Annotated in this window: 11 protein-coding genes and 1 tRNA gene; 7 read left to right on the top strand and 5 right to left on the bottom strand. The window is 71.5% G+C overall.

Annotation, left to right across the window (positions count from 1 at the left end; translation table 11 throughout):
* Positions 1-14 precede the first annotated feature (14 nt).
* From ACF09C_RS06750 to ACF09C_RS06740, 3 genes are all read left to right on the top strand, one after another.
* On the top strand, positions 15-1,811 hold the full coding sequence (locus ACF09C_RS06750) for an FAD-dependent oxidoreductase (protein ID WP_392089501.1): 1,797 nt from the start codon (positions 15-17) through the stop codon (positions 1,809-1,811).
* 34 nt (positions 1,812-1,845) lie between these two features.
* The gene (locus tag ACF09C_RS06745; RefSeq protein ID WP_392089498.1) at positions 1,846-3,189 is read left to right on the top strand and encodes a 6-phospho-beta-glucosidase; all 1,344 of its coding nucleotides are present in this window, start codon (positions 1,846-1,848) and stop codon (positions 3,187-3,189) included.
* 69 nt (positions 3,190-3,258) lie between these two features.
* A complete protein-coding gene (locus ACF09C_RS06740) occupies positions 3,259-5,163 on the top strand; it encodes a M64 family metallopeptidase (RefSeq protein WP_392089496.1) in 1,905 nt (634 codons plus the stop codon).
* 90 nt (positions 5,164-5,253) lie between these two features.
* On the opposite strand, the gene ACF09C_RS06735 is transcribed toward ACF09C_RS06740, so the two are convergent.
* From ACF09C_RS06735 to ACF09C_RS06725, 3 genes are all read right to left on the bottom strand, one after another.
* Positions 5,254-6,060: an SAM-dependent methyltransferase gene (locus ACF09C_RS06735; RefSeq protein ID WP_392089494.1), complete on the bottom strand. Its 807-nt coding sequence runs from the start codon at positions 6,058-6,060 to the stop codon at positions 5,254-5,256.
* A gap of 77 nt (positions 6,061-6,137) precedes the next feature.
* Entirely contained in the window at positions 6,138-6,374 is a 237-nt protein-coding gene (locus tag ACF09C_RS06730) for a DUF397 domain-containing protein (RefSeq protein WP_137992288.1), read from the bottom strand.
* On the bottom strand, positions 6,375-7,238 hold the full coding sequence (locus ACF09C_RS06725; RefSeq protein ID WP_392089491.1) for a helix-turn-helix domain-containing protein: 864 nt from the start codon (positions 7,236-7,238) through the stop codon (positions 6,375-6,377).
* Positions 7,239-7,493: 255 nt separating this feature from the next.
* Here ACF09C_RS06725 and ACF09C_RS06720 point away from each other — a divergent pair, with 255 nt between their 5' ends.
* Genes ACF09C_RS06720 through ACF09C_RS06710 form a run of 3 tightly spaced genes read left to right on the top strand, consistent with a single transcriptional unit; the run spans position 7,494 to position 9,092 of the window.
* Positions 7,494-7,931, top strand: a complete 438-nt coding sequence (locus tag ACF09C_RS06720; RefSeq protein ID WP_392090259.1) for an ATP-binding protein — start codon at positions 7,494-7,496, stop codon at positions 7,929-7,931.
* Positions 7,925-8,413, top strand: coding sequence for a hypothetical protein (locus tag ACF09C_RS06715; RefSeq protein ID WP_392089489.1), 489 nt, complete (start codon positions 7,925-7,927; stop codon positions 8,411-8,413). The genes ACF09C_RS06720 and ACF09C_RS06715 overlap by 7 nt, the downstream gene beginning before the upstream one ends.
* The gene (locus ACF09C_RS06710) at positions 8,382-9,092 is read left to right on the top strand and encodes a class I SAM-dependent methyltransferase (RefSeq protein ID WP_392089487.1); all 711 of its coding nucleotides are present in this window, start codon (positions 8,382-8,384) and stop codon (positions 9,090-9,092) included. Before ACF09C_RS06715 ends, ACF09C_RS06710 begins: the two co-directional genes overlap by 32 nt.
* 23 nt (positions 9,093-9,115) lie before the next feature.
* Here the strand turns inward: ACF09C_RS06710 and ACF09C_RS06705 are convergent, their stop codons facing one another.
* Positions 9,116-10,429, bottom strand: a complete 1,314-nt coding sequence (locus ACF09C_RS06705) for a hypothetical protein (protein ID WP_392089485.1) — start codon at positions 10,427-10,429, stop codon at positions 9,116-9,118.
* Between the two features lie 111 nt (positions 10,430-10,540).
* Positions 10,541-10,628 (bottom strand) — tRNA-Leu (locus ACF09C_RS06700).
* 232 nt (positions 10,629-10,860) lie between these two features.
* Between ACF09C_RS06700 and ACF09C_RS06695 the strand changes: the two genes are divergently transcribed.
* Entirely contained in the window at positions 10,861-12,129 is a 1,269-nt protein-coding gene (locus ACF09C_RS06695) for a DUF2254 domain-containing protein (RefSeq protein ID WP_392090256.1), read from the top strand.
* Positions 12,130-12,134 lie beyond the last annotated feature (5 nt).

The raw sequence follows: 12,134 nt of genomic DNA, 5'->3' as shown, positions 1-12,134 counted from the left end.
CCAAGGGGCTTGGCATGAACCGCACGGGTACCTCTCGACGCACCTTCGTCGGCACCGCCGCCGCCGTCACCGCGGCGACCGCCACCGCCGGCGTCACGGCCGTACCGGCCCGCGCGGCCGCACCGGCCGGGGCCTCCGCCTCCGCAGCACCGCCCGCCGTCGCCGTGCTCGGCGGTGGCGTGGCGGGCCTGACCGCCGCCCACGAGCTGGCCGAACGGGGCTTCCGGGTCACCGTCTACGAGCGCCGGGCGCTCGGCGGCAAGGCCCGCTCGATGGACGTGCCGGACAGTGCGCGGGGCGGCCGCCGGCCGCTCCCCGCCGAGCACGGCTTCCGCTTCATCCCGGGGATCTACCACAACCTCCCCGACACCATGCGGCGCATCCCCTTCCCCGGGAACGCCAACGGCGTCTGGGACAACCTCGTCGCCCCGGCCGAGATGTCCTTCGCCCGCACCGGCCGCGAGGACCTGCGCATTCCGCTCCCCTGGCCGGGCCACCGGCCCGCCGAGCTCACCCTCGACGAGATCCGCCGCGCGCTGACCGCGCTCCTGGAGACCGCCCGCTCCATCCCGCTCCACGAGGCCGCGTACTTCGTCAACCGCTTCCTGGTCTTCCTGACCAGCTGCGACGAGCGGCGGAACAGCACCTGGGAGGCCACCCCCTGGTGGGAGTTCCTGCGCGCGGACCGCATGAGCTACGACTTCCAGCGCATCCTGGCCGTCGGACTCACCCGCAACATCGTGGCCACCAAGGCCGAGGAGGCCAGCACCCGTACGGTCGCCACCCTTCTGGAGGCCTTCGCCTTCAACGCGCTCGGGCGCGGCGCGGACGGGCCGCTCGACCGCATCCTCGACCTGCCGACCAACGAGGCCTGGATCGACCCCTGGGTCACGCATCTGACCGGCCTGGGTGTGGAGTTCCGGGTCGGCTGGACGGTGCGCGAGCTGGCGTACGACGCGACGGCCGGGCGGATCTCCGCCGCCGTGATCGAGGGCCCGGACGGCGTACGCGGCCCGGTCACCGCCGACCACTACATCTCCGCCATGCCGGTCGAGCACGCCCGCCGCACCTGGGGCCCCGCGCTCCGCGCGGCCGATCCCCAACTGGCCCGCTGCGACCGGCTCGAGACGGACTGGATGACGGGCATCCAGTTCTATCTGACCGAGAAGGCACCCCTGCTCGCCGGGCACGCCAACCTGATCGACTCGCCCTGGTCCCTGACCTGCATCCAGCAGGCGCAGCACTGGCCGACCCGGAACTTCCCGGCCGACTACGGCGACGGTTCGGTCGTGGACTGCCTGTCGGTCGACGTCTCGGAGTGGGACAGGCCCGGCATCCTGTACGGCAGGACGGCCAAGCAGTGCACCCGTACGGAAGTGGCGCGCGAGGTGTGGGCGCAGCTGAAGGCCGGCTTCAACGACACGGGCCGCACGATCCTGAAGGACAGCTCACTGCACTCCTGGTTCCTCGACCCGGGCGTGGACGGGCTCGGCACCCCGAACCCGACCAACGACGACCAGCTCCTCATCCACCCGGTCGGCACCTTCCACAACCGCCCGCAGGCCGCCACGCGGGTGCCCAACCTCTATCTGGCCGGCGACTACGTGGCCGTCGACATCGACCTGGCGACCATGGAGGGCGCCAACGCCTCCGCCCGGCAGGCCGTCAACGCGCTGCTCGACCGTACGGGCTCGGCGGCCGCGCGCTGCACGGTCCGGCCGCTCTTCCGGGCACCCGAGCTGGAGGCGCTCAAGCGCCACGACCGGGTCCGCTTCCGGCTCGGGCTGCGCAACGCGCTCGACGTGGGCTGAGCCGCCCGGTCCTGTGCCCGAGTAGCGTGCGGGCATGAAACTGACGATTCTCGGAGGCGGCGGATTCCGGGTCCCGCTGGTGTACGGCGCCCTGCTGGGCGATCACGCCGAGGGCAGGGTCACCCGGGTGACCCTGCACGATGTCGACGGCGGCCGGCTCTCGGCGATCGCCCGTGTCCTCGCGGAGCAGGGCGCGGGCGTGCCCGACGCCCCGGAGGTGACGGCGACGACGGATCTGGACGAGGCGCTGCGCGGGGCGGACTTCGTCTTCTCGGCGATCCGGGTCGGCGGCCTGGAGGGCCGGGCCGCCGACGAACGGATCGCGCTCGCCGAAGGGGTCCTGGGGCAGGAGACGGTCGGCGCGGGCGGGATCGCGTACGGGCTGCGGACGGTGCCGGTCGCGACGCACATCGCGCGCCGGGTCGCCGCGCTCGCCCCGGACGCCTGGGTCATCAACTTCACCAATCCGGCGGGCCTGGTGACCGAGGCGATGTCCCGGGTGCTCGGGGACCGGGTCGTCGGCATCTGCGACTCGCCCGTCGGGCTCGGCCGCCGGGTCGCCCGGATCCTGGGCGCGGACCCGGCCGAGGCGTGGATCGACTACGTCGGCCTCAACCACCTCGGCTGGCTGCGGGGGCTGCGGGTCGGCGGCCGGGACGAGCTGCCGCGGCTGCTCGCGGACGAGGAGGCGCTCGGCTCCTTCGAGGAGGGCCGGCTGTTCGGCCCCGAGTGGCTGCGCTCGCTCGGCGCGATCCCCAACGAGTACCTGCACTACTACTACTTCAACCGCGAGGCCGTGCAGGCGTACCAGCGGGCGGAGCGGACGCGCGGCGCCTACCTCCGCGACCAGCAGGCCGGCTTCTACGCGGAGATGGGGAAGCCGGACACTCCCCCGCTGGCGGCCTGGCACCGTACGCTCGCGGACCGGGAGGCCACGTACATGGCCGCGAACCGGGAGGCGGCGGGGGTCGGCGAGCGGGACGAGGAGGACCTGGAGTCGGGCGGGTACGAGAAGGTGGCCCTCGCGCTGATGCGGGCCGTCGCACGCAACGAGCGGGCCACCCTGATCCTCAACGTCCGCAACGGCACGACCCTTTCGGCCCTGGACACGGACGCGGTGATCGAGGTGCCGTGCTTCGTGGACGCGGCCGGTGCCCATCCGGTCTCGGTGGCACCGCTGCCGTACCACGCGGTGGGTCTGGTGTCGGCGGTGAAGGCGGTCGAGCGCGAGGTGCTCTCGGCGGCGGAGAGCGGGGAGCGGGCGACGGCGGTGAAGGCGTTCGCGCTGCATCCGCTGGTCGACTCGGTCTCGGTGGCGCGACGCCTCGTGGAGGGCTACACGGCCGAGCATCCGCAGCTGGCGTATCTGCGCCGCTGATTCGACTGCCGGACTCCCGTCCGACGAACATCTTTACGGCGACGGGGGCGCGGCCTACGCTCGCGCCCCATGACCTCACCTGGCACACGCTTCCGACGGGCCGTCGCCCGTCTCACCGCGGGCTGTCTGCTGACCGCAGGCCTGGTGGGCGCCGGACCGGCGGTCGCCGAGTCCGCCGAGCCCGCCGATCCCGCCCTCGCCGCCGCGCGCGTCGTCCCCGTCCAGCTCACCGGTCCCGCCGACAAGCGTTTCAACCTGGTGGTCATGGGCGACGGCTACACCGCCGAGGAGACGGCCGCGTTCCGGGCCGACGTCGACACGCACCTGGGTGTGCTGTGGAGCATCGAGCCGTTCGCCTCGTACCGCTCGTACATCAACGTGTGGACGGTGGAGGTCCCTTCGGCGGAGTCGGGCGTGGACTGCGACCCGGGCCTTGACGCCCCGCGCCGCGACACCCCGCTGGACATGGGCTTCTGGGGCGGCTGCAACCCGAACAGCGTGCAACGGCTGCTGACCGTGAACAGCGGGAAGGCCGCCGCGCTCGCCGACCTCGTCCCGGGTACGAGCCCCGCGAACCGGCAGATCGTGGCGCTCGCGAACAGCGACACCTACGGGGGCGCGGGCGGCAGTTACGCGACGGCGTCCGGCGGCAACGCGCTCTCCTCGCTGATCACCCCGCACGAGATAGGCCACTCGCTCGGCGGCCTCCAGGACGAGTACGACTACTACGCGCGCGGGGTCGCGGGCGGAGCCTACGAGGGGACGGAGCCGGCGTCCGCCCACCACACCCTGCTGACCGAGAGCCAGATGCGGGAGCAGCGCGCCAAGTGGTGGCGCTGGCTGGGCGAACCGAGCGAGGCGGGCGGTGTCATCGGGCGGCACGAGGGCGGTCTGTACAGCACCGCGGGGGTGTGGCGGCCGAGCCGGCACTCGATCATGAAGACCCTCGGTTACGCCTTCGACCAGGTCGAGCGCGAGGTGATGGTCCGGGCGATCTCCGCCAAGGTGAACCTCGTCCAGGACCACACGCCGAACGCGGCGCCCATCGGGGCGGATCGCACGGTGTGGGTCGACACCCTGCACCCGCTGGGCGGTGAACTCGACGTCGTCTGGCGCCTTGACGGCCGCACGCTCAAGACCGGCGACGCCCGCACGGTGGACCTCCGGACACTCTTCCTCTCCCCCGGCGCCCACACCGTGACGGCCACGGTGAGCGACCCGACTCCGTTCGTCCGGGACCCGGCGGTACGCGGCTCGGCCGCGCTGACCCGCACGGTGAGCTGGACCGTGGACCGCGCCCTGACCACGCCCGACGACCACACCGCGGCCGCCTTCACGGGTCACACCCCGACCACGGCCCCGGTGGGCGCCTGGTCGGTGGTCCACGCCGACACCACCCACCCGACGCGCGCAACCCCGGCCGTCCGGTGGCGGCTCGACGGCCGTCCGGTCGCGAACCCGGGCAACGACCGCGACCTGGACCTGCGCGCGCTGCGCCTCGGCCCGGGGACGCACACCCTGACCGCCCGTATCCCGGGCACAGAAGCCGAGTTGAGGTGGACGGTGGACGCCCGACCGGCCACGGCCTCGTACGAACTGTCCGCTCCGCTGCGCACGGTGAACAGACCGGGCCGGCCGGTCGAGTACGTCTACGACGGTCCGTTCACGATGGGCCTCGCGGCGCGGGACGACCAACCCGGTGCGGTGGTCCGCCAGTTCCGGGTGAACGGCGACGGCTGGTACACGTACTACGGCTGGCCCACCGACGCCGAGGCCCCGTTCCGCTTCTCGCCGAGCGGCACGGTCATCGACGACCTGGTCTACGGGAAGCTGGGCCGGAGCCGCGCGGTGCCGTGGGACGACGCCACGCCGGACTACGGCACGCACACGATCGAGTACCGCACGATCGACGCGGCCGGGAACGTGGGCCCGGCGAAGTCCTTCCTGGTGACGCTGGTGAAGCCGCGCGGCTGACGGCAGGCGCGCCCCAGCCGTGTGGCGCACGGCGCGATGCCCCCGGACCCGTCGGTCCGGGGGCATCGCGCGCGTCCGCGTACCGGCGCGTCAGCCGATGCGGCCGACGGCGGCCCAGCCGGGGATCGGGTCGTCGCCCTGGACCGGGACGACCTCGCCGAGCTCCGGGTGCCACTCGGCCGTGAGTGAGACCCCCGGCTCGACGACCTCAAGGCCCTCGAAGAAGGCGGCCAGCTCGTCGCGCGAGCGCGGCCGCAGGGTCAGCCCACGGGCCTTGTACATCTCGACCGCCTTGGCCGCGCCCTCGGGGTCGAAGTCCCCGGTGACGTGCGAGAGGACGAGGTAGCTGCCCGGGGCCAGCTGGTCGACCAGCTTGCGGACCAGGTCGTAGGCCCCGTCCTCGTCGCCGACGAAGTGCAGCAGGGCGAGCATCGACAAGGCGATGGGCTTGTCGAAGTCAAGGACCTTTCCGGCCCTTTCCAGGATGATCTCGGGGTCGCGCGCGTCCGCCTGGATGTACTCGGTGGCCCCCTGCGGGGTCGAGCGCAGCAGGGCGGCCGCGTGCGCGAGGACGATCGGGTCGTTGTCGCAGTAGACGATCCGCGACTCCGGCGCGGCCTGCTGGGCGATCTGGTGCAGGTTGGGCTCGGTGGGGATGCCGGTGCCGATGTCCAGGTACTGGCGTACGCCGTTGGCGCTGAGCCAGCGGATGGCGCGGTGCATGAAGGCCCGGTTGACCCGGGCCATGTCCCGGCCCCGGGCGTCGAGGGTGAGGAGCTGCTTGGCCATCTCCTCGTCGACGGGGTAGTTGTCCTTGCCGCCCAGGAACCAGTCGTACATCCGCGCGGGGTGCGGCTTGCTGGTGTCGATCCGTACGGCTGCGGGGTCCTGGGTCATCGGGGCTCCTGGTCCGGGAGTGGAACTACTGGTACTTCAGCAAGAGTTACGCGACGGTAGGGGTGTGACGGAAGGGGTCAGGTGAGCAGAAAGTCTGCCTGACCGGATTTCGCCCCCTGGATGAACGCGGCGATCTCTCCGTGGGTGTAGATGAGCGCGGGTCCCTCAGGGTCTGCGGACTGTCGCACGGCGACTCTGCCGTCGGCCAGCTTCATGGCCTCCACGCAGTTGCCCCCGTTCCCGCCGCTCCACGGCTTGTGCCAGCCTTCGGCACCGAGATCCGCGGCGGGCATGCCGTTGTATATGCGATCCATTCACAGCTCCTTGCGGAGGCCCCGGAGGACCTCCTTCGTGCGTTGTGCAGTCGCGGCCTGAGCCGCCATGCGGTCCATGACCTCGAGATGGGAGGCCACCTCGGGGCGCGCGTCGAGATAGACGGCGCCGGTCAGGTACTCGCTGTAGACCATGTCCGGGAGTTCGGGCACGGCGAAGCGGAAGAGGACGAACGGTCCGTAGGTGCCGGGGTGGTGGCCGGACGCGAACTCCGCGATCTGCAGGGTGACGTTCGGCAGCTCGGACACTTCGAGCAGCCGGTCGAGCTGGTCGCGCATCACCTCGGGCCCGTCGCCGACCGGTCGGCGGAAGACCGTCTCGTCCATGATCACCCAGAACTTCGGGGCGTCCTCCCTGGTCAGCAGGGACTGGCGCTCCATCCGCAGGGCCACATGACGTTCGATCTCCTCGGTACTGCTGCTGCCGACCGCCCCGCTGCGCAGAATGGCACGGGCGTACCCCTCGGTCTGCAACAGACCGGGGACGAACTGGGGTTCGTAGGCCCGAATGAGGCTCGCGGCCCCCTCCAGGCTGACGTACATGGAGAACCAGCCGGGCAGCACGTCGTGGAACCGCTGCCACCAACCGGGCAGGTTGGCCTCTTCGGCGAGCGCGACGAACGCCTCGGCCTCCGAGTCCGTGATGCCGTACGCCTGGAGCAGGAGCTGGACGTACGGAATCTTCAGCGCGACTTCGGCGGTCTCCATACGGCGGATGGTGGCCGGGGCGACACGGAGGACCTTGGCGGCCTCCTCCCGCTTCAGGCCGGCCCGCTCGCGCAGATCCTGCAGACGTCTGCCGAGAACGACCTGTCCCACCGTGGGGGCGGACCGCGGCTCGCTCACTCTCAGACCTCCCCGACGCGCTGTTTCGTTTGAGTGTGCCACGAACACGGCCAGAGAGAACACAGCACTCTGCAATTTTCAGAGTGCCACTTGCCAAGTGTCCGCGTCGGGAGCAAAGTATTCCGGTGAACCAGTACGCGCTGCTGCCGCGCGCCGCCACGGGGGTCGCGTACGGCACTGCTTACCCACTGTTGTGAGGAACCGGTCGTGGCTTCTGGTAACGCGCTTCCCTCAGGTCTCATGAGCCCCCGCGTCATGCACCAGCGCCCACGCACCGAAGTCCTCCGCCACGACGTCCGTCGGTTCACCTTCGAGCTCCCCGCCCGCACCTCGTCGGTCTCGCGCGCCCGCAGACTGGCGGAGGAGCGGCTCATCCTCTGGGGCTGCGCCCCCGACATACGCGACACGGTCACGCTGATCGTCTCGGAGCTGGTCACCAACGCGGTGGTACACACCGCGAGCGGCCATGTCGTCTGCGAACTGCGCGAGGGGGAGGACCAGTTGCGCATAGCGGTACGGGACGAGGGCGGCGCGGCGGACCCGCGCATCCGGGACTGCGGCGAGGAGGAACGCGGCCGGGGGCTGCTCCTTGTGGACGCGCTGTCCAGCGCGTGGGGCTCGGACGGTACGGGGCACGGCACGGCACGGGTCGTCTGGGCCGAGCTGGCCCACGGCATGGGGCACACGTGCTGAGGTCGATGGCGACCCTGCTGACGCCGAGGTCCCGCAGGACCACGGACGCGATGGGCGCGACCGGCACGACGAGCACCGGGGGCTCGACCGGCCTGATCGTCCCACCCGGCTTCCGCACCACTCTGGGCTGCGACGCGGTCGGCGTCCCGGCGCGCTACGGCTTCCGCATCCTCTCCCGGCTGCCGGCGAAGGGCTGTGTCTACGCGGACACGGACTGGTGGTGGTGGCTGGTCCCGGCCGGCTCCGACCTTGATCTGCGCTGGCCTCTGCCGTCCTGCTACGCCCCGGGCGCAGAGGTCCCCGACCGTCGTCCCCGACTGATCCACCACCCGGACGGCACGTCGCCCTACACCCCTCCGATCCCCCTCTACCTGCTGGCCTGCCAGCTGACCGGCACCGCGCCGTCCTGGAGCCTCATCCCCACGCAGAGCGACGGCGTAATGTCGGAGCATGTTCACCCCTCAGGGCCCGACCGCACGTGAGCTGACCGTCCAGGCGTTCTCCTCGGTGGAGCGCGGGTACGACCTGCTGGCGAGCAAGTTCGACGCGACCCCCTTCCGCACCCCGGACCTGGTGCTCTCGGCGGTCACGGAGGCGCTGCGCCCCGTCGGCCCGTTCGACACCGGCCTCGACGTGTGCTGCGGCACGGGGGCCGGCCTGTCCGTCCTCCGCTCGCTGTGCGCGGGCCGGGTCACGGGTGTGGACTTCAGCGCGGGCATGCTCGAGCAGGCCAGGCGGGCCCACCCGAAGGCCACCCTGATCCGCGCGAACGTCCTGGCGCTCCCGTTCGCCCCGACGTTCGACCTGGCGGTCAGCTTCGGCGCCTTCGGCCACTTCCTGCCGCGCGACCAGCTCACCCTCTTCCGCCAGATCCACGACTCCCTCCGCCCGGGCGGCCTCCTCGCCTTCCCCCTCCCGGCCCCACCACGCGTCGGCTCGCGCGCCTACTGGACGCTGTTCGGCTTCGACGCGGCGATGCGGGTACGGAACGCGATCTGGCGACCACCCTTCGTCATGTACTACCGCACCTTCCGCCTACCGGACGTCCGCGACCGCCTGACCCACGCGGGCTTCACGGTGGAGACCCGAACGATCGAGTCCCTGGACCGAAGGCCCGACGGCAGCCCCCGGTGCCGGCTGGTGCTGGCCCGGAGGGCGTGACCGCTCGCGCGACCGCAGGCGCCCTACCGCTGCGCGGGCAGCGCCGGGAACACGACCACCGAGCCGTCCTTGTCGCGGGCGATCTCGATCGAGACGTCCGTCGGGCGGCTGTCGGCGACGACGCCGTCGCCCAGCTTGTGGATCCGGTTCGCCGCGCGCATCAGGCGATCGACCTCACCGGCCGAGAAGACGGGCAGCAAACCCTGCGGGCGGGTCAGGTCCAGCGCCGACAGGCGTTGCAGGACGCCCGCGATGCTCGACTCCAGACTGTCGAGGCGCTGCTGGTCGGCCTTGAGCGCACGGGAGAAGCTCTCGAACAGGTTGCCGGGGTCGCTCTGCGCGTGGTCGACGGCCTGCAGGACGACGACCCGCCGCTTCAGCGCGATGGCCAGGCCGGCGAGTTCGAGGTGGGCCCGGAACGTACCGCCGCCTTCGTCCACGCCGGGGAACGACTTGGCCAACGTGGCGATCTCGACGGGCTTGCCGTCAGGCAGCTTGTGGAGCGCGCTCTGCCACCGGGCGAGACGGCGATCGGCGGCGCCCAGCGCCGTGTTGATGGCATGCACGGCCGAGTCGAGTCCCAGCGAGACCCCGAGCTTGCCCTGGTCGAGCAGGATCGCGGTGGCTTTGTCGATGGCGTCGCGGCAGCCGTCGAGTTCGCTGTGCTCGTCGTCTAGCTTCTGTTCCTGCAACTGCTCCAGCAGCTCCGTGATGTGCTCGATGGCCTGCTGGCGCTTGGCGTCCGCGTTCGCGCTCACGCCCACCGCGACGGCCATGAGCACGAGCGGCGCGGCCACGGTGAGCGCCGCGCTGCCGGCGACCGCGACACCCGCTGTCGCACCGGCTCCACCGACCGCGCCCGCTGCCGCCGCCTTGCCGACCGGCACGAACGTCGCCTGGGCCGCGATGCCCGTGGAGTCCACGAGGGCGCCGTAGATACCGCGGGCGGCACCCTTCGACGGCATCGAGCGGACGATGCCCTGCCCGAACTGGGCGGCGACCTTCGCCGGAACCACCATGCGATACAGGCCTTCGCCGGCAGCGGCCGCCGTGGCGGCCGACGAGGAGCTTCGCGCGGGTTGCGCGATGAGCTGCGACAGGTGCTGCGCCAAGGGACTCGCGGCGTCGAGCGGGATGCCTCGGCTGCGGTCGAGCCTGGCGGGCAGCGGATGCACCTCGAGGGTGGCGATGGGTTCGTCCGCCAGGGCGGCCAGAACACCGCGCAGTTCAGCCAGGCGCTCGGCCGTCATCGGCTCGTCTCCGGTCAGCGCGGGCACCCGGACGTCGCCGGTCGCCAGCGTCCACACCGGAACGTTCGTCGTACGGTGGTCCGTCATCGTCTCCCCCTCGTTCTCCGGCAACAGACTACGGCCGACGGCCGACACGAGGGGGCGTTCGCGACTGTTGCCCCGAAACGCAAAAAACCCCAGATGAACTGGGGTTCCTGCTGGTGTCCGAGGGGGGACTTGAACCCCCACGCCCGATAAAGGGCACTAGCACCTCAAGCTAGCGCGTCTGCCATTCCGCCACCCGGACTAGGTGTTGTGTCGTTCTGGGGTGTTCCCCGCGGCGACATGGATAACTCTACCAGGGGTTTGAGGCGCCTTTCACCCACGTTTCCCGTGGTCAGTGGGGTGCGGCGGGGCCGCACGGGGTGGTGCACAGAGTGTCACCGTACGCCTGCGTGGCGTAGCCCTCGGGGGCGCCTAGCCTGCGCTGGGTGAGCAACCTCTTCGAGCCCCGTGGGTCCACCTACCGCAGGCCCAGGATGCTGTCGCCCCTGCGGGAGCATCTGCGGGACACCTTCTGGTTCGCCCCGATCGCGAGTCTGACGGCCGTCTTCGTGCTGTGGCTGGTCGCGTCCGCGGTGGACGAGGCGGTCATCCGGTACCTCCAGGACGAGCGGGACTACGACGCGGTCACCGAGCTGATCGGGATCGTCGAGGACGCCAAGACGATCGTGACCACGATCAGCTCCGCGATGATGACCTTCATCGGTGTCGTCTTCTCCATCTCGCTCGTCGCCGTGCAGATGGCCAGCGGGCAGTTCAGCCCGCGCGTGGTGCGGATCTTCATCCGGAGCCGGATCACCAAGACGACCTTCTCCGTCTTCCTCGCCACGTTCCTGCTCTCGCTGCTCGTCCTCACCTCGTACGACAGCGAGACCGATCCCCGGTACGTGTCGACGGTGCCGCTGGTGCAGTCGGTAGTGACCGTGCTCATGGTCGGGCTGAGCCTGCTGCTCTTCGTGGCGTACGTGAACTCCACGCTGCGGCTGATGCGCGTGGGGCACGTGGTGGACCGCATCACACGGGAGGCGTTCGGGGTCCTGGCGAAGCAGCCGCAGTACGCCGGAGAGCTCGGCGAGCTGGGCCAGCCGACCGAGCACGTGCTGCACCGGGGGCGCGCCGGGGTGCTGCGGGATGTGAACGTCGCCCTGCTCGTACGGCTCGCGCGGCGCCACGGGGTCGTGCTGCGGCTGCTGCCGCGGATGGGCGACTTCGTGGTGCCGGGGACGCCGATCCTCGCCGTGCACGGCGGGCGGGTGCCCCGCAGGATCGGGGCGGCCGTGTCGGTGGGGGTGGAGCGGACCTTCCACCAGGACCTCGGCTTCGGGCTGCGGCAGCTCGCGGACATCGGCCTTCGCGCCCTCTCCCCCGCCGTGAACGACCCGACGACGGCCGTGCAGGCGCTGGACCGGATCACGCAGTTCCTGGCCGCGGTGGCGAACCGACCGCTCGGGGCGGTCCACCATCGCGACGCGAAGGACGCGGTCCGGCTGGTGCAGGACGGACCGGGGTGGACGGACCTGGTGGACCTCGGCTTCACCGAGATCCGCGGCTGCGCCCCCGGCAATCCCCAGGTGTCACGGCGGATGCTGGCGGGCCTCGACGACCTGCTGTCCCTGGCACCGGTGGACCGCCGCGAGCCTCTGCTCCGGCACCGCACGCTCCTGACCCAACTGGTCGAGCGCACGACACCGGAGGCCGCCGACCGGGCGTTCGCACTGGAGGGGGACCGTCAGGGAATCGGCTGAGCGAG

This window comes from Streptomyces sp. NPDC014870 (assembly GCF_043081505.1).
Classification (GTDB): domain Bacteria; phylum Actinomycetota; class Actinomycetes; order Streptomycetales; family Streptomycetaceae; genus Streptomyces.
Note: the sequence above shows the minus strand (reverse complement) of the source record. Positions and strands in the feature narration are given on the sequence as shown.